The organism is Paralcaligenes ginsengisoli, from assembly GCF_054781135.1.
In genome coordinates, this window is the sequence record NZ_BAAGUZ010000009.1 from 131,233 (window position 1) to 154,950 (window position 23,718).

The window sequence follows — 23,718 nt, forward strand, 5'->3', positions numbered from 1 at the left end:
TGCCACCGTTGACTCGACGGTAGCCGTATGGTTTATATGGTACAGGCGTTTCGGGCCCGATTGCGCGCTCATACTAAAATAGCGGCTTTCCCATTGCAGGTGCGCACCGTGACCATCGAACAGCGTTTAGTCGAGATTGAAATCAAACTCACGCGGCAAGAGGATTTGGTGCAGGAATTGAACAGCCTGGTCTATCAACAGCAAAAAAGCCTGGACGAGCTGCGGGCGCTTTGCACGGTGCTGGTGCGACGCCTGGGCGAGGGCTCGGGCGGCGCCGATCCTTATGTGCATGAGAAGCCGCCGCATTATTGATGGTTTAAGGGGGCGGCCGATCCATACCTGGCGGGAGGCTTAGCCCTGTTCTTGCGCGGCGGCCATCGCCGTATCCATTTCGCGGGCCCGGATCATGGCGGGGCGCGCAAGCACACGATCGATATAGCGGCGAATGACCGGCAGTTCGGGTACGAGCTTGAACTTGGTGGTCCAGTCCAGGGCTCCGCCCCACAATACGTCGGCGGCGGTGTAGCGGTTGCCCAGCAGCCAGGGGCCGGATTCCAGTTGCTCGGTCAAGGTTTTCAGCACGGTGTCGTAGTCCCCGTAGGGCGACGTCGAAGGCGCTGCCGGCGGGTTTTTTTGCGCGCGGTCGACCAGCGCCGGTTCGAAGCAGGAGCCGTAGAACACCATCCAGCGCAGGTAGGGCCCGCGCAGAGGGTCGCCGATGGGCGGTGCGAGCTTCGCTTCCGGATAAAGGTCGGCCAGGTACATGAATACCGCGGGTTGTTCTGTGATCAACGCCCCGTCGTGGAGAATGGCCGGCACCTTGCCCATGGGATTGATGGCCAGGTATTCGGGATTGCGCTGCTCGCCTTTTTTCAGGTTGAGGGTGTGCAGATCGTAAGGTACGCCCAGCTCCTCGAACAGCGCCAGCGTGCCGCTGGAACGGGTGCGGGGGGAATGAAAGAATGTGACGCGGGGCGGGGAGCTCATCTTGATGGCACCTGTGGAGTCGCGAAGGAAAGATACGGCCGGCCGGACTTGCTGTTTGCTCGGTTTCAAGCCCTGTGATGCCTAGGGCCTGGGCTTGAAGTTATTCTACCCATAATTCGCTTATGCTAGAGGGGTTTTTCAGGAGTTAACAGATGCCAATATTGGCTTTCAAGCAGGTAGATGTGTTTGCGACGACGCCTCTCAAGGGCAATCCGCTTGCCGTGGTCATAGGCGCGGACGAATTAAGCGACGAAAAAATGGCGGCTTTCGCCAATTGGACAAACCTGAGTGAAACCACTTTTCTGCTCAAGCCCACATCGCCGGACGCCGACTACCGCGTCCGCATTTTCACGCCGGGTGGCGAGTTGCCCTTTGCCGGGCATCCCACGCTGGGAAGCTGCCATGTCTGGCTGGCGGCGGGTGGCCAGCCGCGAGGCGAGGAAGTGGTGCAGGAGTGCCAGGCCGGTCTCATTCGTTTGCGGCGCGATGACAGCCGCCTGGCTTTTGCGGCACCGCCGCTGCGCCGTACCGGAGCGGTCAAGCCGGATCTGCTTGCACAGATCGCCTCGGGCCTGGATATTGCGCGCGATGAAATCCGGGCATCCCAATGGGTCGATAATGGCCCGGGATGGGTAGCCGTGATGCTGGCATCGCGCGCCCAGGTACTGGCATTGCGGCCCGATTTCTCGATTCTCAGGAACGTCAAGCTGGGTGTGGTGGCGCCCTGGGATCGGCAATACGATGGCGAGGAGGCGCAGTTCGAGGTTCGCGCGTTTGTGCCCGGCCTGGGTGTGCCGGAAGACCCCGTTACAGGAAGCCTGAACGCCGGGCTTGCCCAATGGCTGATCGGCAGCGGGCATGCTCCCCGTTCTTACGTGGCGGCGCAGGGCACCGCGCTGGGCAGGATGGGCAGGGTGCATGTGCAGCAGGCCGGATCCGACATCTGGATAGGCGGTGCAACGACCGTCTGTATTGAAGGTACGGTCAACCTTTGATCGGCGTGACAGGCGGCTCGGTCCGGGCGGAAAGCCCAGCCCTTGCCGCCGGCCTTGAGCTATCAGGCCTTGGCGGTGCGATGCTTCATATTGGGCAATAAAAACGCCGTAACACCCAGCAGGGGCAAGAACGAGCATACGTGATAGACGTACTCGATGCTGGTGGCGTCGGCCAGGTTGCCCAATGCCGCGGCGCCTATGCCGGCCATTCCGAATGCCAGGCCGAAAAACAGGCCTGAAATCGTGCCTGTCTTGCCCGGCACCAGTTCCTGGGCGTAGACCAGAATGGCGGAGAAGGCCGACGCAATCACAAGGCCAATAACAAAAACCAGTACGAGTGTCCAGAACAGGCTGGCGTAGGGCAGCATCAATGCAAAGGGTGCGGCGCCCAAAATGGAGCCCCAGATCACGCGCTTGCGGCCTATGTGGTCGCCCACCGGGCCGCCCACGATCGTGCCCAGCGCCACGGCAAACAAAAAGACGAACAGGCAATACTGGGCGTACTGAATGGATACCCCGAAGCGGTGCATCAGATAGAAGGTGAAATAACTGTTCAGGCCCGCAAGGTAGAAGTACTTGGAAAAGACCAGTACCAGCAGCACCACCAGCGCGCGTATCACCTGCTTGCGTGTCAGGCCTGTGTCGGTTTTGCTCAGGCTTGCGCGTCCGCGGACACTGGTCAGGTGGAATTTATACCAGCGGCTGACTTGGTACAGGATGAGCATGGCCAGCAGCGCGGCCAGTGAGAACCAGGCCACGCTGCGCTGACCGAAAGGCACGATGATCAGCGCAGCCAGCAAGGGGCCCAGGGACGAGCCCAGGTTTCCGCCGACCTGGAAGATGGACTGTGCCAAGCCGTGCTGGCCCGCCGAGGCCATGCGCGCTACGCGGGAGGATTCGGGATGGAAGACGGATGAGCCCATGCCTATCAGTGCGGCGGCCGCAACCACGCTGGGGAAGTCCCAGGCCTGCGACAGCAGGAGCAGGCCCATGAACGTAAAGCCCATTGCCGTGGGCAATGAGAAAGGCTGGGGCCGCTTGTCGGTGAACAGGCCGATAATGGGTTGCAGCAGGGACGATGAAAATTGAAAGGCCAGGGTAATGACGCCGATCTGGGCAAAACTCAGGTTGAAGTTTCCCTTGAGGACCGGATAGATCGCCAGCAGCACCGACTGCATCATGTCGTTGAGCAGGTGCGAGACGCTGATCGCACTCAGTACGCCATACGCAACTCTGTCTGTCTTGGCTGTATTGATGGTTGGGGCCGCTGCTGGGTTCATGCTCTGGTGTTCCGCTTTTGAAAACAGTGGATATTGAATGCCGATTTATGGAATATAAGCATGCTGGCCATGACTGTCTTTATAATATAAGACAAACTTCATTGAATTTCGGCCATACGCAATGCCCAGACCCATCGACCTGGTAGAGGACGCAGACCGCGATGTCATCGCCATGGAGTCCTGGTACCCCGGCGGACAGATCGTCGACGCGCATTCGCATCGGCGCATACAGTTGCTTTATGGCGCCACCGGCACCATGCAGCTCGACACGAAATTCGGCACCTGGATCGTGCCGCCGGGTTTTGCCGTCTGGATTCCCGCGGGTGTGCCGCACCAATTGACCATGAACAATGTCGTCACGCACAGCCTGTATTTCAGGATCTCGGCCTTGGGCGATCCGCCCCGGAAATGCCAGGTTATAGAGGTGCCCGCGTTTTTAAGGGAATTGATCCGGGAATCCATCAATGTGCCGCTGCTTTACGAGCCGGATTCGCGCGACGAGCTGTTGATGAAAATGCTGTTGCTGGAGGCTTGCCTTCAACTTGTGGTGCCTTTGCATTTGCCCATGCCCAAGGATCCGCAGTTGGCCAGGCTATGCCAGGCGTTCTACAAGGCGCCGAGCCAGTCCGCCACGCCGCAGGAATGGGCGCGGCAACTGCATATCAGCGAACGCACGTTTTATCGCCGTTTTCTGCTCAATACAGGCATGACCTTCAGCAGCTGGCGGCAGCAGGCTTGTGTTTTTGCGGCGCTGTCGCGCCTGTCGCTGGGGCAGAGCATAACGACTATTGCTCTGGACATGGGCTATGAAAGCCCATCGTCGTTTTCCACCATGTTCAAGAAATCCATGGGGTTTCCGCCAAGCCAGTATGTGAAGAAAATCTGAAGCAGGGACGACCCTGGCGGCCGTCCGCCGTCAAGGCCTGATCTATTGGCCGGCCAGCCAGGTCCAGCGTGGAACCGGTGTGCCGTCTTGCAGGTTTTCGAACCGGTTGCGCGCGGCTTGCTGCGGGTGCCGGCTGGCCTCGGATAATGAAAGTACCGGCGTTACACAGGCATCCAGAGGTTCGAACACGGACTCCCAGTGGGATCGAGGCCTGGACGCAAACCGCTCCGTGAAGATTTTCTCAAGCGCTGGCCAATGCGCCCGCTGATCACGGTCGGGCAGGGTGTCCGGCGACAGCCCCAGGGCTTCGACAAAAATGCGGTAGAACCTGGCTTCAATGGCCCCCGCGGCCATCCAGCCGCCGTCCGCGCATCGATAGCAGCGGTACCATGGCACGCCGCCGTCGATGACATTGGCGGCAGGCCGATCCTGCCAGATGCCGACGCCCAATCGTCCGTAGATACCGCTGAGCAGATGGGTGGCCCCGTCCATCATGGCCGCGTCGATGACGCCGCCCAGGCCGGAGCGCTCGCGTTGCAGCAGGGCGGCATTGATGGCCAGCGCCAGATACAGGGCGCCGCCGGCCAGGTCGCCTACCAGGTTCAGCGGGACCATGGGCGGTCCTTCGGAAGAGCCCATGGCATGCAGGGCGCCGCTCATCGCGATGAAGTTGATGTCGTGTCCGGCCCGATCCGCCCAGGGGCCTTGCTGCCCCCAGCCTGTCATTCGTCCGTAGATCAGGCCCGGTCGCCTTGCCAGGCATGCGGCGGGACCCAGATTCAGCTTTTCCATTACGCCCGGCCTGAATCCTTCGATCAGCACGTCGGCGTCATCGATCAGGCGAACCGCTGCTTCGCAGCCTTCGGATGTTTTCAGGTCCAGCTCGACGATGTGGCGCCGCCAGCGTCCCATGTCGGCTTCGGGCGGTACCGGTATGCCGAGCTCGGGCATTCGGGGGTTGCGAATCTGCCGTACTTCGGCGCCAAGTTGCGCAAGAATGAGTCCGCAAAACGGAATGCCTCCCACCGTGGCAAACTCGACAACCCGATATCCATCCAGAGGTTTTTCAAGCATGCAAGGCCTGCAGGGATGTTTCGGCCTCGGCAATCAGTTGCCGCATTTGCCGTGCCACGGTGGTGGGTTCTGTGATGCCGAATACGCTTTGCCCGGCCGCTTCGTAGATGAGTGAGTCGTTGTCGAGCTCGTGCATGGCCGTGAATGCATCGCCTGTGAGTGCCTGCTGCATTGGCATGGGCAGCGGTTCGGGGGCGTCCTTGGCGTTCCAGGCGTCGATCCAATCGCTGCGTATCACCCGGCACGGCTTGCCGCTGTGGGCGCGCGTGATGACGGTGTCTTCGCTGTTTCCGGCAATAAGCCTGCGCAGCAGCGCGGGCGGCGTATGGTTTTCGCTTGCAGCCATCCATAGCGTTCCCAGCCAGGCGCCCTGCGCACCCATGGCCAGGGATGCCACGACCTGGCCGCCTGTGGCGATTCCGCCGGCCGCCAGCACGGGCCGGTCGCCGGCGATCTGTACTATTTGCGGTATCAACGAGAAAGTGCCCACCAGTCCGGTATGGCCGCCCGCGTCGTATCCCTGAGCCACCAGGGCGTCGACACCCAGGTCGAGAGCCTTGCGCGCGTGCCGCGCCGATCCGACCAGCGAAATAGTGAATTTACCGGCCGCCTTGGCGCGGGCGATCAGGTCGGCACGAATGCCTATGGCGGTGGCCACGGCGGTGGCCTTGCAATTCAGAACCTGTTCTATCTGGTGCTTGAAAAGTGTTTCGCTGCGTACTTGCTGGGTGAAGAATCCGGGCTTGCTGGCGGCCGGCAGCCCGAACCGGCCGGTGAGCGCCGATACGAATTCTTTATGAGCCGGCGGTATGGCATTGCGCAAGGTCTCGATGTCGCCTGTGGCCGGGACATTCTGCGGAAGCATCAGATCCACTCCATATGGCAAGCCCTGAAGCCGCTCCTCCAGCCGTGCGATGATTCCCGGTACTTCGTCGGGCACTTCGCGCGCCAGCCCGAGCACACCGAATCCGCCCGCCCGGGCAATTTCAAGGATGACTTCGGGCGAGTGGGAAAAACCGAAGATCGGGTAGCGGATGCCCAGGCGCCGGCATAGGGCGTTTGTCGGTAGGGCCATGGTCAGTGGACGGCCAGGCCGGCTTTGTTGAGGACGTCGGACCATTTTTTGTATTCGGCCGCCACGTATTGGTCGAAATGCTGCCCGTCCTGCGGGTCCATTTCCATCCCCAATCCCTGCAGACGCTTGACGACTTCCGGTGTCTTGAGAATGGCAACGATGTCCTTGGATAGCTGCTGTTGCACGGCATCGGGGATTTTCGCGGGAGCGACGAATCCGAACCAGGTGCCTACGTCGTAATCAGGCAGGTTGGCGGCGGTTGCTACGGTGGGCAGCTTCGGAAGAGTCGATGATTTGGCGCGCGTTGTCACCGCGAGCGCGCGCAGCTTGCCGTCGCGAATGTGCGGAACGGCCAGGGCCGTGGTTAGAGGCATCATCGAGAGCCGGCCTGTAAGCAGGTCGTTCAAGGCCTCCGGTTGCCCTTTGTAAGGTACCTGAACCAGCTTTACTCCCGCCATTTGGGCCAGCAATTCGCCCGACAGGTGGTTTGAAGTGCCTATGCCGGCCGTGCCGTACGTAATCTCGCCGGGTTTTGCCTTGGCTGCGGCAATCAGCTCGGGCAGCGTCTTGATGGGGCTGGCGGAGGGGACGACAATAATATTGGGCACGATGCCGGCTTCCGCAATGCCGCGGAAGTCGCGCGTGGGATTCCATCGGGCGGATTTGTTCAACAGCGGTTGAACGGCATGCCCTGGGCTGACGACCAGCAAGGTATAGCCGTCGGGCGCCGATCTGGCGACGTACTCGGTGCCGATCGCGCCTCCGGCACCCGCCTTGTTTTCGACAATCACGGCTTGGCCCAGCCGTTTGGACAGGGGCTCGGCGACGATGCGTGCCAGCGAGTCGACGATCCCTCCCGCACTGAAGGGCACAATCATGTGTATGGCGTGATCCGGATATTTTCCGGCGGCGCTCGCGCTGTGGGCGAAGGGCAGGGCAAAGGCAAGCGCCCCCATCATCAGTGATCGGGTAAATTTCATGGTGTAGTCTCCTGTTTTTTTCGGATTGCGATCTGTGCGCCGTCTGCTTGTGTGTAGGGAAAGAGCTTGGGTTCAGGCTAGGGTTTGATGCTGCATATTGAATTCGGGATGGTCAAAGTCGCGCGCCATCATCAAACGTGCGATATTCAATTGATGAATCTGGCTGGTGCCTTCATATAGACGGAACAGGCGCACGTCGCGATACATGCGCTCGGCGATGTTGTCGGCGATATATCCGCCGCCTCCGAATATCTGTACGGCCCGATCGGCCACGCGCCCGCACATTTCCGAGGCGAACAGCTTGCACATGGATGCCTCCATGGTTACGTCCTGCTCCTGGTCGCGCTGGCGGGCGGTTTGTAAAACAAGTGCGCGGGCGGCATGCACTTCGGTGCAGCTTTCGGCAATGAACTGCTGTACCAATTGGAAGTTGGCGATGGGTTGGCCGAACTGTTGTCGATCACGGGCCCGTTTTTTCATTTCGTCGATGAGTCGGATCGCGGGCCCCACGCAAAGGCCCGCCAGATTGATGCGTTGCTTGTTCAATGCCTTCATTGCGGTGCGGAACCCCTGGCCGGGAACTCCGCCGACAATGGCGGAGGCATGAACCCTGCAGTTTTCCAGGAATACCTCTCCCACCGGCGAACCATGCTGGCCCATTTTTCGATAGGCTGGCCCGGTGCGCAGCCCGGGAGTCCCGCGTTCGATCAGGAATGCCGAAATGCCTTTTGCTCCGGGAGCGTCGGGGTCGGTGCGGGCAAATACGGTAAACAGGTTTGCCAGTGGCGCATTGGTGATATAGCACTTTGTGCCATTCACTATGTAGTGGTCGCCGTCGAGTTTGGCGGTGGTAGCCAGGGCCGTGGCGTCCGAGCCGGCCCCGGGTTCTGTCAGGGCAAAGCATCCGGTGACCGAGCCATCGGCAAGGCTGGGCAAATAGCGTGTTTTTTGCTCGGGAGTGCCATCGACCACCAGCGATTCGGAAGCGATGCCTGTGTTGCCGCCAAAGCGGGCCCGAAATGCGGGCGCAGCCTGGGATACGACCATGTTTACCCGTGCCAGTTCTTCGGTGTTCAGGCCGCCGCCGCCGTAGGCTTTCGGGATGCTGTGGCCGAACAGGCCCAGCTCGCGCATGCGCTGCACGATGGCTTCCGGAATTTCGTCATGGCGGTCGACGGTTTCTTCGATCGGAATGCATTCGTCCACAATGAACCGATATAGCGCGGTCAGCAGTTCGTTGATGGGCGCGGGATTCATCATGTGTGTTCCTTTAATACAAGCCACAGGATTGTTGTTCGATGCGCAATGCGGCTTCCAGCAAGCGTGGCGCGACTTCGCGCTCCAGCATGCCGTCTTGCAGGCGATATACCGACATGGTGCAGTTGATGGCTATGCCTTCGTCGTCGTGATTGGCGCGGCGCAGGGGCACGGAAATCGCATGTATTTCCTTGCGCCAGTCGCCGTGACTGTGGCAGTAGCCTAGGGTGCGGAATGTTTTTTCGTCGGCATCCAGATACGCTTTTTCGCCTGCGAAGCGCTCCGGATCATCGACCTTCAGACGGTTCAGGATAGCGATGCGCTCGGGGGGCGGAGCCCCCAGAATCAGCGCGCGTCCGATCGAGGTGGAAAGCAGCGGTCGCGTGCTGCCGATATCGGGCTGATAGATATTGCCCTGATCGACGCGGCAAGTGTCCACATACACCACATTCAACCGGTCCCGCATGCCCAAATTGACGGTGCAGCCGGTTTCGCGCGCTATCTGTTCCATGAACGGCCGGGCGACCTGGCGGATACGCATGCTGGCCAGCAGGGGGTATCCCAGCGACAACACCCCGGAGCCGAGGCGGTATTTGTGGAATTTCTCGGTGTGGCTCAGATAGCCCAGCATGGTCAGCGTATACGTGAGGCGGGAGACGGTCGCCTTGGGCAGCTTGGTGCGGTCGGAGATTTCCCTGTTGCCCAGCATGGGCTCGTTGGGCGTGAAAGCCCGCAGCACATCCAGCCCCCGGGCGAGGTTGATGGCGAACTGGCGATCGGCGAGCAAGTCGCTTGCATCCACCAAGCCGGCAATAGGCGTTTGAGCCTGTTCGGCGTCGGCGGTGTGTGGCTTGCTGCGGTCGATATCGGCGGTGGATGTCTGCACGTGCCTGGGTGAATTGGTTTTTGATGAAGTCATGATATGGCTGGCCTTCGCGTCGAATCAATCTATTGCGGCACTTGTTTCGCTGTGCAAAATGGTGATTGAGCTTGATGTTTGTTCCGTGGCATAACCCTGTCAAGTCATGCCGTCGATGGCGTGGTTTTATACGGAGAAGCAATTGAATGACAAACCTGTTGGCAAAATGAGCGGTGCTTTGAGCGGTGTCCGTATCCTCGATATGGCCACGGTGCTGGCGGCGCCATTCGCTGCGACTTTGTGCGCCGACCTGGGCGCCGACGTGGTGAAGCTGGAATTGCCCGATGGCAGCGATCCCATGCGCAAGCTGGCGCCTGTAAAAAATGGAATACCGCTCTACTGGAAGGTATCCAATCGAGGCAAGCGCGGCATTACCCTCGATGTGCGTAAACCTCGCGGCAAAATGCTGTTGTTGAAGATGTTGAGCGGATTCGATGTGCTTGTCGAGAATTTTCGGTCGGGCACCCTGGAGCGCTGGGGGCTGGATTTCGCGACCCTGTTGGCGGCCAATCCACGGCTGATCGTCTTGCGGCTCACCGGATTTGGCCAGAGCGGACCTTATCGCAGCCGGCCGGGATTTGCCCGCATCTTCGAAGCGATGAGCGGCTTTACGAATCTGGCAGGGGAGGCGGGCGGTGCGCCCATGCACATGAATTTTCCGGTGGGCGATGTCGTAGCGGGACTGTTCGGCGCTTTCTCGATCGCCGCCGAAGTCGCGCGCTTGCGCGCCGACCCTGAATCGGCCGGGGCGGAAATTGATTTGTCGGCAACCGAGGCCTTGTTCAGGATGATGGATCCTCTGGCGGTGGAGTACGAACAGCAAGGGCTGGTGCGCTCCCGCAATGGGAACCTGGCCAGCTATACCGCGCCATCGAATATGTATCGCAGCGTCGATGGGGTGCATTTCTCACTGGTGGCGTCGTCCGACGTGATCTTCCAGCGATTGTGTGCGGCGATAGGCCAGTCCGGACTGGCCGAGGATGAGCGCTTTCGCACCAATATCGAGAGGGTGGCCCACTGCTCCGAACTGGATGATTTATTGTCGGGCTGGTTCGGCGCCCAGCCCTACGCGGTCATTGTGACGGCGCTGGATGCGGTTGGCGTGCCTTATAGCAAGACCTACAACATCGTCGATATTCTTCAAGATCCGCAGTTCATTGCGCGCGAAGCGGTTATTCGGCTGGACGATCCCGATCTGGGATCGATTCCGGCGCCGTGCGTGGTGCCGCGTGTGAAGGGCCGTCCTGCGCCGGCCCCGAGGTCCGGTCCCGGAGTGGGCGAACATAACGCCGAGGTCTATGGCGAGTTCGGTCTTGATTCGGCGGAGCTGGAGGACCTGCGCAGAGAAGGTGTGATCTGATGGCGATTTACCAGTCTGTGGCTAGCCTGTTTGCATCCAGGCAGGGATGACGATCTGACTCCCGGGCGCGGCGTACGACGTCTCGTCCGATGACGGTTTTATGCACTTCGCTTGAACCCTCGCCAATTTGATTCAGCTTGGCGTCGCGGAAAAAGCGCTCCAAGGGAAAATCCTGCAGGTAGCCGCGCCCACCTGTCAGTTGCAGCGCGTCGGTCACGACCCGCATGCCCAGGTCTGTTGCGTGCAATTTGGCCATGGATGCCTGGATGTGCGACTGTGGATCGCCCCGGTCGTAAGCGGCCGCGGCATTGGCGAGGAGCGCGCGCGAGGCTTCTATCTGTGTGACCATGTCGGCCAGCATCCACTGTACGCCTTGATGGCTGCCGAGCCGTTTGCCAAAAACCTCGCGATCATTGCAGTACGTCGCGGCAATTTCGACGGCGCCGATGGCGCGGCCTAGCGCCATCGAAGCGTGGCCTAGTCGAGCCCGGACCAAGGCATCCTGTGCCAGGGAAAAACCTTCGCCTTCGGCGCCCAGGCGCCAGCGTTCGGCAACACTTACCTGGTCCAGTTCGATTTCGCTGATGGGTACGCCGTACCAGCCCAGCTTGCCCGTTTCGGGACCGATGCGCACGCCGGGGGCGTTGCACGGAATCAGCAGGGCCACCAGGGGTTCCTCGTCCTTTTGCCCGGACGTTGCAGTGCGGCGGCAACGTGCCACCACGACCAGCCAGTCCGAGGTGCTGGCGCGTGTAATGAATTTTTTGCGTCCGCTGACCACATAGCCGCTGTCGGTGGCGACGGCCACGCTTTGCAGGCCGCGTACATCGGAGCCGGCGCCAGGTTCCGTCAGGGCGAAGGCCGCCTGAATCCGGCCGGTGCACAGCGAGGGGATGAGTTCCTGCTTGACCTCGCCGGAGGCGCCGGCGACGATGGCCCGCGCGGAGAGGTCCGCGCCGGTCACCATCGATGCCGCGGCACTGCAAACCCGGCCCAGTTCTTCGATCAGCCTGATCCTGAGTTGTTGCCGCGCATCGCTGCCGCCATATTGCCGGGGGAATGCGGTGGCCAGGATGCCCGCATCGGCCAGCAGTCGAAATGTGTTCCAGGCAAAGGTGTCGTTGCGGGCCGTTTCGGCCGCGCCGGGACCGATGGTGTCGACGCAGAGTTCACGCACACGATGCAGCCATTGCTGTTCGTCCTGCGACAGGGCATCGTTGTAGTGGTCCTGAAAGAGTCTGCTCATGAAGGTGGTCCTGGATGGAACGAAAGGCCTAATGATGCGCAGATTGCCGTGCCAGGTAAATCGATGTTTCGCACTGCGGCACGCCGTCTGGACAGGAGCCGGCTTTCATGGTCAGCTTGAGCCTCTTCCACTCCCGAGAAACATGCCATGCCGTCCCCTCTTGCTCCACGTTTTCGCGGCCTGCGTACATATCGCCGCGATCGCGGCGTCGAAAGCCGTGTCGAAGCCTTGGGGGTGAACGACCTGACCCCGGGCGAATTGATTGTGCGCGCGCGCTGGAGTGGGATCAACTACAAGGACAGTCTGGCCGTAACCGGCAAGGCGCGCATTTTGACCGGTTCGCCGCGCATTGCCGGCATCGAGCTGGTGGGAGAGGTGCTGGAAGGAGATGCGCCGGGAATAGGGCCGGGTTCGACCGTGCTGGTGCATGGATTCCAGACGGGTATTGAGTACGACGGCGGGTTTTCAGAAATCGTCCGGGTGCCCGCCGCGCATGCCATGTTGCTGCCGGTGGGCTTGAGCGCGCATGAAATTGCCATATTGGGCGTGCCTGCTTTTACGTGCGCGCTGGCGCTGGAGCGCTTTGAGCGCATGGGCGTGTCGCCCGAATCAGGCCTGGTGGCGGTCAGCGGAAGCACAGGCGCCGTGGGAATCATGGCCATTGGCATCCTCAAGCGTGCGGGTTATCGGGTGGCGGCGCTGACGCGCAACCTGGGCAACTCCCAGGCATTGCGGGCGCTTGGCGCCGACGAGGTTATTGAGGCGTCGTTTGACGACGCCCGGCGGCCTGTGGAGGAGCCTCGCTTTGCAGCCGCCATCGATAATGTGGGCGGTTCGACGCTGTCCTGGATGTTGCGTTCTTTGCAGAACGATGGTGTGCTGGCCTCGGTGGGAAATGCGGCGGACAACGCTTTTTCCGGCAATGTGCTGCCTTTCATATTGCGCAATGTGACCATGCTGGGCATACAGGCGAATGCTCCTCGCGATGTGCGAAAACGTTTGTGGGCCAGGCTGGCATCCGACTGGAAGCCCGATTTTTCCGTGTTGCGCGCTCATGTGCGCGAGGTGTCGCTGGATGGCCTTCTTGAGCATTGTGAGCGCCAGGTGCAGGGCGGCACATCGGGAAGGACATTGCTGGCGCTGGCCTGATTTTGACAGCGGACATTTGCCGATGTCGGGTAAGCAATGACGGCTTAGGGCGAATCAATATGTTCGCGGCGGAAACCCACGCCGAATACGCGCGCGGGAATCGAACGGATCAATCGGAATCGCAGTAGAAACCGCGCCGCGCCGGGCAGTGCCACCAGTTTGCCGTCGTCGTGGGCGGCCAGCACGCGGGCAATGATTCTGCGTTGCAGAAAAATCTGGATCGCCTGGATGATTTTGGTGGGCAGGAGGCGGCGCTGCTGTACGGCGGCCAGTGTCGCTTCATCGGGCAGGCCGGGTGCGAGAAGCACCGGCGCAAGGAGGTTTGCGGCAGCCACGGCATCTTGTATGGCCAGATTGATGCCGACCCCGCCTATCGGCGACATCGCGTGCGCCGCATCGCCGATCAGCAGCAGGCCCGGGCAATGCCACTGAGGCAGCCGATCGACACGGACTTCCAGCAGCTTGATATCGTCCCATGACGCAATGGAATTGACCCGATTGCCCAGGAAATCGACACGCCGCGCAATGCGTGCCTGGAATTCGGCCATGGGCCGTTCACGCAGCTGTGCGGCGCCACCCTTGGGGATGACGCAGGCAATTTGCCAGTAGTCAGTGCGATTGAGCAGGACCAGGAGGGTGCCGCGTCCCGGGACGCCATAGGTGCCGTCGGGGTCCGTGGCGTGTCGCGGCAGGCGAAACCAAAGCACGTCCATGGGAGATCCCAGATCGCGGGGCCGCAGCCCCGCCGCATTTCGCAGGCGTGAATGACGGCCGTCGCAGCCTATGACCAGATCGGCGCCGATATGCAGCGGACCTTCGGGAGTATGGGCGATAACTCCCGCCACACGGCCCGTGCCTTCCCGGCGTATGAGCTCGGTGGCCTCGCAGCGCATGCGCAGGGTGAAGTTGGGATATCGTTCGGCCTCGTCGGCAAGCAGTGTCAGCAGGTCCCATTGAGGCACCAGGGCCATATAAGGGAATGGCTTCAGACCACGGAAATCGCCTAGTGCGTGGATGCCGTCGGCAAATAAACCTTCGATTCCGGTGACACGGTGTTGCGGCAATGCATCGAAACGCTTTTTCAGACCGAGTTCGGAAAGGATATCAAGAGTGGACGGATGCACGGTATCGCCGCGAAAATCGCGCAGGAAGTCGCCGTGTTTTTCAAGGACTGTGACGGCAACCCCCGCACGCGCCAGCAGCAGCCCCAGCATCATGCCGGCCGGGCCGCCTCCGACTATGCAGCAGCGAGTATTACTACTGGTTTGCACTGGATCATCCATAAAAGCCAGTGTGCTATGCCGTATATGCCGGGTCAATATAAAAGGCATGGACGAGACCGATTTAACCCTTACACGTAACAGGGGTGTAAGGGTTTCTACGTAAATGATGCGGCACAATAGTTATTTGTTGTTTGCCTGGAATGTCTATGACCCGCATCGTCCTGTTTGAAAATATTCACCCTAGTGCCAGAGAGGTTTTTGCCGCTGCCGGCTTGAGCGATATCACGGCGCATGCCTCGGCCCTACCGCCCGACCATTTGCGTCAAGCCCTGGCGGGCGCACAAGTGGTAGGGATTCGTTCCCGCACGCATCTTGACGCAGCCCTGCTGTCGGATTTGCCCGATTTGCGTGCCGTGGGCTGTTTTTGCATAGGCACCAATCAGGTCGATCTCGAAACAGCTATGCTGCATGGCATGCCGGTTTTCAATGCGCCATTTTCGAATACACGTTCGGTAGCCGAACTGGTGTTGGCCGAGGCTATTTTGCTGTTGCGCCGCATTCCCGAAAAAAATGCCCGGGTACACCAGGGGCACTGGGATAAGTCGGCGGCCGGTGCGTTTGAGGCGCGCGGTAAAACCCTGGGGATCGTCGGTTACGGCAATATCGGGTCGCAGGTGGGTACCCTGGCTGAAACGGCCGGCATGCGCGTGGTGTTTCACGATATCGAAGCCAAACTGCCTTTGGGCAATGCGCGCGCCTGCACCACGCTGGAAGCCTTGCTGGCCCAGTCCGATGTCGTGACTTTGCATGTGCCGGGCGGGCGCGGCACCAAAGATATTATCGACGCGGCGGCTTTGGCGGCCATGAAGGCGGGAGCCATATTGATCAATGCGTCACGCGGCACGGTTGTGGACATTGACGCCTTGCATGCCGCCTTGGCCAGCGGGCACCTTTCTGGAGCCGCGCTGGATGTTTTTCCTGCCGAACCAAAAAGCGTCGACGAGCCCCTGGCCAGCCCGCTGATCGGGATGAATAATGTGATTCTGACGCCGCATATCGGCGGCAGCACTCAGGAGTCGCAGGAAAACATAGGCCGCGAGGTTGCCGAGAAGCTGGTGCGCTTTTTGCAGAGTGGGACATCGAAAGGCGCGGTCAATTTTCCCGAGATTCCCTACCAGGAAGCTGCCGGGTCGGCGCGCATTCTGCATGTTCACCGTAATCTACCCGGTGCGTTGGGCACTTTGAGCAATATGATGGCGGAGCATGGCCTGAATATTGTGAGCCAGCAATTACAGACGCGCGGCCAGATCGGCTATGTGATTTCCGACGTCGAGGGCACCGTCGACGATGTCGTGATTTCCGCTTTGCGCACGCATCCGATTACCGTGCGCTGCAATCTGGTGTAAATGACATTGCACCGGAATCAAGGGTTGATGGTTTAGAATCGTCGAGTGACTACTTCCAATATCCGCGCCCTTGATGCCGTGCGTCAACTCAACAGCGATGACTACAAGACGTTGGCTACCTTCAGATATGCTCTGCGGCGTTTCATTGTTTTCAGTGAAACTGCAGCGGTATCGGAAGGGCTGGCGCCGCAACAGCATCAGGCCTTGCTGGCCATCAAGGCGATGCCCGAAGCCCCCAGCGTGGGTGACATTGCCGAACGCCTGATGATACGTCACCACAGCGCGGTCGAACTGGTGGGCCGCTTGGTACGCATGGGGTTGGTCGAGCGGTTGCGCGATTTATCCGACCGGCGCCGTGTACGGGTGTCCCTGACCCCGCTGGCTGAACATAAGCTGGCCGATTTGTCGGCTGCCCATCTGGAAGAATTGCGTGCCATACGGCCGCTGTTGGCGGGACTGCTGAAGCATTTCGATAATTAAGGCATTTTTGGGTTGCGTTGTTTATGGCACTCGAGTGGTTACGACACTCGATTGTTTACGGGATTCGGTGGGTTGGTAGCTTTGGTATTTGAAGACGCCGTCTATCGGGGCTTGGGGTCAGGGCCGGCACGGCGTGCTGGATCCGGATCTACCTCGTCCAGGCGGGCGTCGGGCCAAACTCGCTACGCCGCTGGCGCGGCTGCGCTCAAACATGGCCCGCCGAAAGCCCCCGCCTTCCCTACGGTAGCATCCGGCGCACGCCTTACGCCGGTCCTGACCCCAAGCCCCGATAGACGGCTCACGTAATGGCATGACTGGAATGAGCTTGCCGGCCCAACGTATACCTCGCTGCACCGCCCACCCTGCGGCGTCTTTATCCTGAACGCGAAGAAGCACCGTCGCACGAACGCGACAGTTAAGGGTTTTCCAGAAGAAAATCGCTTTGAAGGTTTGAAATACTGATTTATATCGTGATACGATATAAATCAGTCGGCTTCCCGCACTACTAGACCCGTTTACCGATGCGGCGTATGCGAGTCCTTATTCCTTTCTTCATTGCTTATCCGCAGGGCCTTTTTTAATGTCTTCCCCTAAAGCTTTGCCTCAGGGTGCCGCCGCGACGCCGCCAGAACTGGGTGACTTCACTACCGATAAACGCGTTTTACTGTTGATGGGGATGGCGGTGCTGGTGGGCATATTCGGTATGGCCTCCGCATGGGTGCTCATCAAGCTGATTGCGCTGTGCACCGATATCGCCTATTACGGCCGCTTTTCTTTCGAACACCTGCCTATTTCAGGCACCCCTTTTGGCTGGTATGTCGTATTCGTGCCTGTAATAGGCTGCCTGATCATAGGTCTCATGGCCCGCTATGGCTCCGAAAAGATTCGCGGCCACGGTATTCCGGAAGCCATGGAGGCCATTCTCATAGGCAAGAGCCGCATCTCTCCCAAAGTGGCCGTGCTCAAGCCTTTGTCGTCGGCCATTTCCATTGGGTCGGGCGGGCCGTTTGGCGCCGAAGGCCCGATCATCATGACGGGCGGGGCGATCGGCTCTTTATTGGCTCAGCTTATACACATGACATCCAGCGAGCGGAAAACCTTGCTGGTGGCTGGTGCCGCGGCAGGGATGACCGCCATATTCGGCACGCCGATTGCGGCGATTCTTCTCGCGGTAGAGCTTTTGCTGTTCGAATGGAAGCCGCGCAGTTTCCTGCCCGTGGCCGTCGCCTCGATCGTGGCGGCTGCCATACGTCCGCTGGTCATGGGTACCGCCCCCATTTTCCCGTATGCCGGAGGGGTTACGGTTTCCGTGCACCATGTCCTGGCCTGGGCCTTGATGGGTATCATAGCGGGTTTGGGTTCAGGGCTGCTGACAGCCATTGTGTACGCCTGCGAAGACTTCTTTGAAAGGCTGCCCATACACTGGATGTGGTGGCCTGCCATGGGGGGGTTGATCATCGGTCTGGGCGGTTTGATCGAGCCGGCGGCTTTGGGGGTAGGCTACGACAACATTACCCACTTGCTGGCCAATGACCTGACGATGCGCACCGTGGCGCTGTTGTTGGTGGTCAAGGTCATTATCTGGTCGGTCGCCCTGGGTTCGGGCACGTCCGGCGGGGTCCTGGCCCCTTTGCTTATTTTCGGCGGTGCTATTGGCGCACTGCTAACGCCCTGGCTGCCGCATGCCGATCCGGGGTTCTGGGCCTTGCTCGGCATGGCCGCCATGATGGGCGGCACCATGCGTGCGCCCCTGACGTCTTCCTTGTTCGCCGTTGAGCTGACTGGCAATTTCGAAGTCTTGCTGCCTGTATTGACGGCCTGCCTGTTCGCCTACGGACTGACGGTTCTTCTGCTGAAACGGTCCATCCTGACTGAAAAAATTGCGCGCCACGGCCATCACATTACGCGTGAATATCATGTCGATGCGTTCGATCTGGTGCGCGCGGGCAGCGTCATGACCAAGACGGTGAAAACGTTGCCGGCCAGTACGACGGTGGCCGAAACAATCGCATTCTTTACCACGGTCGAGCATCGCCACACCAGCTATCCGGTCGTCGATGAAAATCAGCGCGTTCTTGGCCTGGTGTCGCGTGCCGACAGCCTGGCCTGGTCGCTCGACAAGGAGCTCGAAGATAGTACACTTCAGGAGGTGATGCAGGATCAGGATCTGATGCTGGGTTATCCCGATGAAATGACTGGCAGGGTTGCCGATCGTATGGCGTTGTCGGGTGTTGGGCGTATCCCTATTGTCGATCGTGCCAACGGACGGTTGATAGGCTTGATCGCACGCAAGGATTTGATGCAGGTGCGGGCTTTGCGCCTGAGCGAGGAAGACGATCGTACCGCCTATTTCCGCTGGCGCCGCCGCAGCAAGAAAAGAAGGGTTAAAAAAGCAATCGCATGAAGAAACTGATAGTAAGTCTGTGTGTAGTCCTTGGCTTTGCAACGGGCGCCGCGGCCCAGACGGTTCCGGTTCCCAATTTGGCGGCCAAGGCATGGCTGCTGCTCGACGCGCAAAGCGGCACGGTGATTGCCGAACAGAATGCCGACGAGCGCATTGAACCCGCTTCGCTGACCAAAATAATGACGGCGTACCTGGTGTTCAAGGCCATCAAAGAGCACAAGCTTGACAAGCAGCAGGTCGTGACCGTGTCGCGCAGCGTCCGGGACATCGCTCCGGGCAGTTCGAAAATGTTTCTGGAGCCCGGCAAGCAGGTCACCATCGACCAGTTGCTGTATGGCCTGTTGGTGCAGTCGGGCAACGATGCCGCCGTGGCCCTGGCCGAGGCAACTTCCGGCAGTGTCAATGCATTCGTCGCGCAAATGAACCAGACGGCCCAGGCCATGGGCTTGCATGGCACGCATTTTGCCAATCCGAACGGTTTGCCCAATCCAGGTACGTATTCCAGTGCCCGCGATTTGTCGGTGCTATCCAGGCATCTGATTCAGGATTTTCCAGTCCTCTACAAGGGCTACGATTCGACCCGGCAATTCACGTACGACAAAATTACCCAGCGCAACCGCAATCGCCTGTTGTGGCTGGATCCCACGGTGGATGGCCTGAAAACCGGTCATACCGAATCGGCGGGTTATTGCATGATCGCCTCGGCGCTGCGGCCCGAAGGCTCGGTGCAGCGCCGCCTTGTGTCCGTCGTTTTGGGCACTCCCTCCGACAAAGCCCGTACGCAGGAAAGCCTGACGTTGTTGAATTGGGGCTTTCAGAACTTCGAGACCGTCAAGCTGTATGGCAAGGGGCAGGTAGTGGCCACGCCGCGAGTATGGAAAGGGCGGCAGGATGACGTGAAGCTGGGGTTCGAGCACGATGTGTACCTGACCCTGCCGCGCTCGGCGCGCATTGCCGGCGTACCCAAGATCAGCACAAATGGGCCGCTGGTCGCGCCGATCGCCGCGCATAGCAAAGTGGCGACTCTGCATGTGACCATTGACGGCAAGCCGCTGGAATTGCCGCTCGTAGCGTTAAGTGGCGTTGCGCAGTCCGGCTTTTTCGGACGGGCCTGGGATTCCCTTGCCCTATGGGTAGAGCAGGCGCGCGGCCTGGTTTGAAACACGCTTTTTGCAGGGGCAGGCCTTATGCCTGCCTGTTCGGGCTGAGGCCCAGCCGGGCGACTACAAGGGCCGCCTCTACTTTGAAGATAATGGTGTCACGCCAGGTTAAAAGATAATGGCGTCGCGCAGGCTGGAGCCTGAGGCGAGATGGTCGAAGCCTTCGTTGACCTGGTCCAGTGTAAAGGTTCGCCCCAGCAATTTGTCGACAGGCAGCCGGCCTGCCTTGTACAGGTCTATGTAGCGGCCGATATCGATTGCCGGCACACCCGAGCCCAGATAGCTGCCGCGAATTTCACGCTCTTCGCCCACCATCTGCGACAGGGATAAGGGGAAGTGCAGCTTGGGGTTGGGAAGGCCGGACGTAATGGTAGTGCCGCCGCGCCGCGTCAGCTTATAGGCCATGTCGAATGCCGCGACGGCCCCGGCCATGTCAAAACCGTAATCAACCTGGCCGCCGGCCGCGTCGTAAAGGTCGGCGTCGGTCTTTATGTTCTTGGGATTGATCAGGTGGGTGGCGCCCAACTGTCCTGCCAGAGCCAGCTTCTCGTCGCTCAGGTCTACGGCAACGATACGTCGTGCGCCGGCCGCGGCGGCCGCCAGCAAAGCGCTTAGGCCCACGCCGCCCAGGCCGACGATTGCGGCTGTATCGCCAACCTTGATTTTGCCGCGATTAATCACGGCCCCGGCCCCAGTGAGCACGGCGCAACCAAATAGCGCCGCTTCGCGATGCGTGATATCGGCGTTCACCTTGACGCACGAACGCCTGGACACGACTGCATAATCGGCAAAGCACGATACCCCAATATGGTGGTTCAGGTATTCGCCGCCAATATGCAGGCGGCGTTCGCCGCTCAGCAAGGTTCCCTTGGAATTGGCCGCGGCGCCGGGCTCGCACAGGGCCGGACGGCCTTCCATGCAGGGATGGCAGCATCCGCAGCTCGGTACGAAAACCATAACGACATGGTCGCCGGCCTTGAGGTCCGACACGCCCGGCCCCACCTCGACCACCTCGGCAGACGATTCATGGCCCAGTACGATGGGAACCCCCCTCGGACGATCGCCGTTGATGACCGAGAGATCCGAATGACATAGGCCAGCCACCTGGATTTTTATCAATACTTCACCGAATGCGGGTGGATCCAGCTCCACCTGAGCTATCTGCAGCGGCCGGCTATCGGCGTAGGGGGCGGGTGTTCCGATTTCACGTAAAAGTGCGGCTCTGATTTTCATGATTTTTCATTGTCCGAAGGTATCTTGTTGTGCCTTGATTCTACAGCCGTGGCAATTTTGTTGTGTTCCTGATGGCCTGCGTCAACCCGGCCCGGGGCATGAGGTAATTTCGGGGCTTGAGCAAATAGGCAAGATCACACTCTTGCCTATTTCATGATTGAGAGGAACGGCCCTGTGCGATGGATCGAACCAGCGTCAAGGGGCGTTCGTCCGATCGCCGATGGACTGGCTCCTGGTCGGCATCGGGAAGGATATCGGCCAGCGAATAATGATCGAGATGCCGCAGGAACTGTTGCAGCGCGCCGTCGATGATGGCGGTCAGCCGGCAGCGGCCGCTGAGCGAGCATGTATTGCCCGAGCCGAAGCATTCGACCAGTTCCAGATCGTTTTCAGTATCGCGCAGCACGGCTCCCAGATTGATGTCTTTGGGCGCGAGCGCCAGCCGCATGCCGCCGTTCTTGCCGCGCACGGTTTCGATCCAGCCCTGTTGCCCCAGTCGGTGGGTGATCTTCATGAGATGCGGTTCGGAAATGCCGTAGGCATGGGCAATTTCCGAGATTGTGCAGAGGCGTTCCGGATGCTGGCCTACGTACATGAGCAAGCGCATCGCGTAGTCGGTGAGAGTGGTCAGGCGCATGGGCTGGCCCCGGCTCGGAGGCGCAAGGCGATTGCGCCTGTCATGAAGGACCGTTGCGGACGGGGCGAGGCGTCGATCATGGCGTTTTGGGCTTGAGCGAAATTTTGACCTGTTTTTCGTGGCTGCCGATAGAGGGGGGCGAATTCGGGCGCGGCCGGATCAGCATGGGCGTGAAACGCCACAGGTACAGGGCCAGGGCGGCTATCCAGCAAAGTGCGGCGGCCTGCAACAACCAGAGGCTTGCGGCGCTGGGCCACAAGGCGCTCAGACGCAGCAATACCGCAGCGATCATTAGTGCATAGCTGGCACGCATGCTGGAATCGAGCGCCAGCGGGCGCCCCAGGTGACCCAGCGCCGTGCGGGTCACCATACCTATGATCAATATGGCAAAGCCGCCCATGGCGATGATATGCACATGGGTGGCGGGCCGTGCCAGAGGGCCGGATTCAATGCCGCCGATGTAAGCCGCGGCCGCGATCAAACCAAGCCCCAGGGCGGCATAGCCTACATAAAGTATCCATAGCAGGGGGTTGCCGCGTACGGCCAGTGGCTTCCAGGCTGCTATCTGGTACAGGCTGATGGCGCCCGCCGCAGCCAGCGCCCCGGCCATGGAGGACATGAAACCGGTTATGCCGAAAAGAATGGCCAGCAGGCCGATGACCAATTGAGCCTGTCCACTGCGTGTGAGCATGGGCAGCTTGAGCCCGGTAACGGCGCGCATGGCAAAAAATGGAATGATGCGGCGCGCAATCAAAAGGGCGATCACCGCCATGCAGACCAGGCCCAGGTTAAAACGCTGCATAAGCAAGGCATAGTCGCCACGGAGCGCGGCCTGCAGATACAAGGCGTTGGCTACGCCCAAACCCAACACCAGCCACGGAATGCCGTAATTGCGTTTGCTTTTGGCTTTGTGCATGACGCGCAGCAGTGCAAGGGCGCTGATCAGGAAAAAGGCGGATTCGCACAGGCAGGCAATGCGAAAGCCAACAGTGCCTCCAAGCAGGTAACCCAGGCGCGCCGCTATCCACAAAATGCAGATCAGGCCCAGCGCTTTGCCTTTGAGGGGGTTGAAGCCGGTCCAGGTGGCGCTGGCCGTCAGCAGGAAGGCCACGGCTATGGTGGCAATGAAACCCCACAGCATTTCGTGGGCATGCCAGGCTACGCCTGAAAGCGGTTGTCCGATCAGAAACGGCGCGAAAATCCAGATGGCAATCGAGACCAGCGCCCAGCCGCAGCCCGCCATGTACAAGGGGCGGAACCCCATGGCAAGGAAGGCGCTGAGCTGCGGGCTGCCGTGCGTTTGTGGCGTCTGTTCGTCGATTTGCACGAAATTAGACATTGACGATCTCCGAAGGGGCGTGATCGGGCTCGTTGTTGAGTTGGTATCCGTACCATAGGCTGCGGGCAATGCGCTGGGCGAACTCTTCGGCTTGTTCGGCAAAGGGACGGTTGGGCAATTCCGCGGTAGTTTGGTGAAACAACGCCAGCCATTGCTGGAACAGGCTGGCATCGAGCCCCGGCAAAGCAATGTGGGTAGGCATGGGTGTGCCGCGGTAGGTGGCAGTACCACGCAGCAGCGAAGACCAGAAACTTACCATTTTGGCCAGGTGCGTGTCCCAATCCTTGACGTGGGCATTGAATATGGGCCCCAGCCTGGCATCGGAGCGTACCCGGCCATAGAAACCATGAACCAGCGCAATGATTTCTTCTTCGGTGCAGAGGTCGCGGTTCGCCATGGGGGTAGGTCTCCAGTAAGAGGCGTTGAATTCGGTAGTCGATCGCAGGCGCACATCGAAAAATCGCGCCTGAAATTCATAAGGTATATATTTTATGTATCTTATTAAAAAACCGCGATGGCGTCAATCGCGGGCAGGGCGGCTTGCGATGAGCCGGCTTTGGCGAAAAATGATGTTGAAATAGCCATAATCGGTGACAATGCAAGGGGTTGCGAAGCGATGCCTGTCGTC

The 23,718-nt window shown here is 60.1% G+C and carries 22 protein-coding genes; 9 read left to right on the forward strand and 13 right to left on the reverse strand.

Annotated elements, in window-relative coordinates; all coding sequences use genetic code 11:
- Window positions 1-27: 27 nt before the first annotated feature.
- Window positions 28-312: a SlyX family protein gene (locus tag ACYVIS_RS06675; RefSeq protein WP_460873556.1), complete on the forward strand. Its 285-nt coding sequence runs from the start codon at window positions 28-30 to the stop codon at window positions 310-312.
- Between the two features lie 39 nt (window positions 313-351).
- Here ACYVIS_RS06675 and ACYVIS_RS06680 read toward each other — a convergent pair whose 3' ends face one another.
- A complete protein-coding gene (locus ACYVIS_RS06680; RefSeq protein WP_460873557.1) occupies window positions 352-987 on the reverse strand; it encodes a glutathione S-transferase family protein in 636 nt (211 codons plus the stop codon).
- 152 nt (window positions 988-1,139) lie between these two features.
- On the opposite strand from ACYVIS_RS06680, the gene ACYVIS_RS06685 reads away from it, so the two are divergent.
- Complete coding sequence (locus ACYVIS_RS06685; RefSeq protein ID WP_460873558.1) at window positions 1,140-1,982, forward strand: PhzF family phenazine biosynthesis protein; 843 nt, start codon at window positions 1,140-1,142, stop codon at window positions 1,980-1,982.
- 62 nt (window positions 1,983-2,044) lie between these two features.
- Here ACYVIS_RS06685 and ACYVIS_RS06690 read toward each other — a convergent pair whose 3' ends face one another.
- Window positions 2,045-3,262 carry an MFS transporter gene (locus ACYVIS_RS06690; protein WP_460873559.1) on the reverse strand — a complete coding sequence of 406 codons (1,218 nt, stop codon included), beginning with the start codon at window positions 3,260-3,262 and terminating at the stop codon, window positions 2,045-2,047.
- Window positions 3,263-3,383: 121 nt separating this feature from the next.
- Here ACYVIS_RS06690 and ACYVIS_RS06695 point away from each other — a divergent pair, with 121 nt between their 5' ends.
- Complete coding sequence (locus ACYVIS_RS06695) at window positions 3,384-4,148, forward strand: AraC family transcriptional regulator (RefSeq protein ID WP_460873560.1); 765 nt, start codon at window positions 3,384-3,386, stop codon at window positions 4,146-4,148.
- 42 nt (window positions 4,149-4,190) lie between these two features.
- On the opposite strand, the gene ACYVIS_RS06700 is transcribed toward ACYVIS_RS06695, so the two are convergent.
- The 5 genes from ACYVIS_RS06700 to ACYVIS_RS06720 all read right to left on the reverse strand — a co-directional run bounded on the left by ACYVIS_RS06700 (window position 4,191) and on the right by ACYVIS_RS06720 (window position 9,453).
- Window positions 4,191-5,222 carry a CaiB/BaiF CoA transferase family protein gene (locus ACYVIS_RS06700; protein WP_460873561.1) on the reverse strand — a complete coding sequence of 344 codons (1,032 nt, stop codon included), beginning with the start codon at window positions 5,220-5,222 and terminating at the stop codon, window positions 4,191-4,193.
- Complete coding sequence (locus tag ACYVIS_RS06705; RefSeq protein ID WP_232741031.1) at window positions 5,215-6,297, reverse strand: NAD(P)H-dependent flavin oxidoreductase; 1,083 nt, start codon at window positions 6,295-6,297, stop codon at window positions 5,215-5,217. The genes ACYVIS_RS06700 and ACYVIS_RS06705 overlap by 8 nt, the downstream gene beginning before the upstream one ends.
- A gap of 2 nt (window positions 6,298-6,299) precedes the next feature.
- Window positions 6,300-7,277: a Bug family tripartite tricarboxylate transporter substrate binding protein gene (locus ACYVIS_RS06710; protein WP_460873562.1), complete on the reverse strand. Its 978-nt coding sequence runs from the start codon at window positions 7,275-7,277 to the stop codon at window positions 6,300-6,302.
- Window positions 7,278-7,349: 72 nt separating this feature from the next.
- Window positions 7,350-8,537: an acyl-CoA dehydrogenase family protein gene (locus ACYVIS_RS06715; protein ID WP_460873563.1), complete on the reverse strand. Its 1,188-nt coding sequence runs from the start codon at window positions 8,535-8,537 to the stop codon at window positions 7,350-7,352.
- Window positions 8,538-8,547: 10 nt separating this feature from the next.
- The gene (locus ACYVIS_RS06720) at window positions 8,548-9,453 is read right to left on the reverse strand and encodes an IclR family transcriptional regulator (protein ID WP_460873564.1); all 906 of its coding nucleotides are present in this window, start codon (window positions 9,451-9,453) and stop codon (window positions 8,548-8,550) included.
- Window positions 9,454-9,568: 115 nt separating this feature from the next.
- On the opposite strand from ACYVIS_RS06720, the gene ACYVIS_RS06725 reads away from it, so the two are divergent.
- Window positions 9,569-10,813 carry a CaiB/BaiF CoA transferase family protein gene (locus ACYVIS_RS06725; protein ID WP_460873565.1) on the forward strand — a complete coding sequence of 415 codons (1,245 nt, stop codon included), beginning with the start codon at window positions 9,569-9,571 and terminating at the stop codon, window positions 10,811-10,813.
- 7 nt (window positions 10,814-10,820) lie between these two features.
- Here ACYVIS_RS06725 and ACYVIS_RS06730 read toward each other — a convergent pair whose 3' ends face one another.
- The gene (locus tag ACYVIS_RS06730; protein WP_460873566.1) at window positions 10,821-12,059 is read right to left on the reverse strand and encodes an acyl-CoA dehydrogenase family protein; all 1,239 of its coding nucleotides are present in this window, start codon (window positions 12,057-12,059) and stop codon (window positions 10,821-10,823) included.
- Between the two features lie 147 nt (window positions 12,060-12,206).
- Between ACYVIS_RS06730 and ACYVIS_RS06735 the strand changes: the two genes are divergently transcribed.
- The gene (locus ACYVIS_RS06735) at window positions 12,207-13,208 is read left to right on the forward strand and encodes a YhdH/YhfP family quinone oxidoreductase (RefSeq protein WP_232741026.1); all 1,002 of its coding nucleotides are present in this window, start codon (window positions 12,207-12,209) and stop codon (window positions 13,206-13,208) included.
- A 44-nt stretch (window positions 13,209-13,252) separates the two neighbouring features.
- On the opposite strand, the gene ACYVIS_RS06740 is transcribed toward ACYVIS_RS06735, so the two are convergent.
- Window positions 13,253-14,479: an FAD-dependent oxidoreductase gene (locus ACYVIS_RS06740; RefSeq protein ID WP_460873568.1), complete on the reverse strand. Its 1,227-nt coding sequence runs from the start codon at window positions 14,477-14,479 to the stop codon at window positions 13,253-13,255.
- Window positions 14,480-14,637: 158 nt separating this feature from the next.
- On the opposite strand from ACYVIS_RS06740, the gene serA reads away from it, so the two are divergent.
- The 4 genes from serA (at window position 14,638) to ACYVIS_RS06760 (ending at window position 19,881) form a co-directional block, all read left to right on the forward strand.
- Window positions 14,638-15,837, forward strand: a complete 1,200-nt coding sequence (serA, locus tag ACYVIS_RS06745) for a phosphoglycerate dehydrogenase (RefSeq protein ID WP_232741024.1) — start codon at window positions 14,638-14,640, stop codon at window positions 15,835-15,837.
- A gap of 45 nt (window positions 15,838-15,882) precedes the next feature.
- Window positions 15,883-16,317 carry a MarR family transcriptional regulator gene (locus ACYVIS_RS06750; protein WP_232741023.1) on the forward strand — a complete coding sequence of 145 codons (435 nt, stop codon included), beginning with the start codon at window positions 15,883-15,885 and terminating at the stop codon, window positions 16,315-16,317.
- A gap of 580 nt (window positions 16,318-16,897) precedes the next feature.
- A complete protein-coding gene (locus tag ACYVIS_RS06755) occupies window positions 16,898-18,721 on the forward strand; it encodes a chloride channel protein (RefSeq protein WP_460873569.1) in 1,824 nt (607 codons plus the stop codon).
- On the forward strand, window positions 18,718-19,881 hold the full coding sequence (locus tag ACYVIS_RS06760) for a D-alanyl-D-alanine carboxypeptidase family protein (protein ID WP_460873570.1): 1,164 nt from the start codon (window positions 18,718-18,720) through the stop codon (window positions 19,879-19,881). Before ACYVIS_RS06755 ends, ACYVIS_RS06760 begins: the two co-directional genes overlap by 4 nt.
- A gap of 108 nt (window positions 19,882-19,989) precedes the next feature.
- On the opposite strand, the gene ACYVIS_RS06765 is transcribed toward ACYVIS_RS06760, so the two are convergent.
- From ACYVIS_RS06765 to ACYVIS_RS06780, 4 genes are all read right to left on the reverse strand, one after another.
- Window positions 19,990-21,114 carry a zinc-dependent alcohol dehydrogenase family protein gene (locus ACYVIS_RS06765; protein WP_232741020.1) on the reverse strand — a complete coding sequence of 375 codons (1,125 nt, stop codon included), beginning with the start codon at window positions 21,112-21,114 and terminating at the stop codon, window positions 19,990-19,992.
- Window positions 21,115-21,265: 151 nt separating this feature from the next.
- Complete coding sequence (locus ACYVIS_RS06770) at window positions 21,266-21,751, reverse strand: RrF2 family transcriptional regulator (protein ID WP_232741019.1); 486 nt, start codon at window positions 21,749-21,751, stop codon at window positions 21,266-21,268.
- Between the two features lie 76 nt (window positions 21,752-21,827).
- Window positions 21,828-23,090 carry an NnrS family protein gene (locus ACYVIS_RS06775; RefSeq protein ID WP_232741018.1) on the reverse strand — a complete coding sequence of 421 codons (1,263 nt, stop codon included), beginning with the start codon at window positions 23,088-23,090 and terminating at the stop codon, window positions 21,828-21,830.
- Window positions 23,083-23,487 (reverse strand): group III truncated hemoglobin, encoded by a 405-nt coding sequence (locus ACYVIS_RS06780; protein WP_232741017.1) that lies wholly within the window; start codon window positions 23,485-23,487, stop codon window positions 23,083-23,085. The genes ACYVIS_RS06775 and ACYVIS_RS06780 overlap by 8 nt, the downstream gene beginning before the upstream one ends.
- Between the last annotated feature and the right edge of the window lie 231 nt (window positions 23,488-23,718).

Bases quoted from the DNA above. Each gene is read 5' to 3' on its own strand.
- ACYVIS_RS06675 (WP_460873556.1), top strand. From the start codon at position 28: ATGGTTTATATGGTACAGGCGTTTCGGGCCCGATTGCGCGCTCATACT.
- ACYVIS_RS06680 (WP_460873557.1), bottom strand. From the start codon at position 987: ATGAGCTCCCCGCCCCGCGTCACATTCTTTCATTCCCCCCGCACCCGT.
- ACYVIS_RS06685 (WP_460873558.1), top strand. From the start codon at position 1,140: ATGCCAATATTGGCTTTCAAGCAGGTAGATGTGTTTGCGACGACGCCT.
- ACYVIS_RS06690 (WP_460873559.1), bottom strand. From the start codon at position 3,262: ATGAACCCAGCAGCGGCCCCAACCATCAATACAGCCAAGACAGACAGA.
- ACYVIS_RS06695 (WP_460873560.1), top strand. From the start codon at position 3,384: ATGCCCAGACCCATCGACCTGGTAGAGGACGCAGACCGCGATGTCATC.
- ACYVIS_RS06700 (WP_460873561.1), bottom strand. From the start codon at position 5,222: ATGCTTGAAAAACCTCTGGATGGATATCGGGTTGTCGAGTTTGCCACG.
- ACYVIS_RS06705 (WP_232741031.1), bottom strand. From the start codon at position 6,297: ATGGCCCTACCGACAAACGCCCTATGCCGGCGCCTGGGCATCCGCTAC.
- ACYVIS_RS06710 (WP_460873562.1), bottom strand. From the start codon at position 7,277: ATGAAATTTACCCGATCACTGATGATGGGGGCGCTTGCCTTTGCCCTG.
- ACYVIS_RS06715 (WP_460873563.1), bottom strand. From the start codon at position 8,537: ATGATGAATCCCGCGCCCATCAACGAACTGCTGACCGCGCTATATCGG.
- ACYVIS_RS06720 (WP_460873564.1), bottom strand. From the start codon at position 9,453: ATGACTTCATCAAAAACCAATTCACCCAGGCACGTGCAGACATCCACC.
- ACYVIS_RS06725 (WP_460873565.1), top strand. From the start codon at position 9,569: ATGGCGTGGTTTTATACGGAGAAGCAATTGAATGACAAACCTGTTGGC.
- ACYVIS_RS06730 (WP_460873566.1), bottom strand. From the start codon at position 12,059: ATGAGCAGACTCTTTCAGGACCACTACAACGATGCCCTGTCGCAGGAC.
- ACYVIS_RS06735 (WP_232741026.1), top strand. From the start codon at position 12,207: ATGCCGTCCCCTCTTGCTCCACGTTTTCGCGGCCTGCGTACATATCGC.
- serA (WP_232741024.1), top strand. From the start codon at position 14,638: ATGACCCGCATCGTCCTGTTTGAAAATATTCACCCTAGTGCCAGAGAG.
- ACYVIS_RS06755 (WP_460873569.1), top strand. From the start codon at position 16,898: ATGTCTTCCCCTAAAGCTTTGCCTCAGGGTGCCGCCGCGACGCCGCCA.
- ACYVIS_RS06760 (WP_460873570.1), top strand. From the start codon at position 18,718: ATGAAGAAACTGATAGTAAGTCTGTGTGTAGTCCTTGGCTTTGCAACG.
- ACYVIS_RS06765 (WP_232741020.1), bottom strand. From the start codon at position 21,114: ATGAAAATCAGAGCCGCACTTTTACGTGAAATCGGAACACCCGCCCCC.
- ACYVIS_RS06770 (WP_232741019.1), bottom strand. From the start codon at position 21,751: ATGCGCCTGACCACTCTCACCGACTACGCGATGCGCTTGCTCATGTAC.
- ACYVIS_RS06775 (WP_232741018.1), bottom strand. From the start codon at position 23,090: ATGTCTAATTTCGTGCAAATCGACGAACAGACGCCACAAACGCACGGC.
- ACYVIS_RS06780 (WP_232741017.1), bottom strand. From the start codon at position 23,487: ATGGCGAACCGCGACCTCTGCACCGAAGAAGAAATCATTGCGCTGGTT.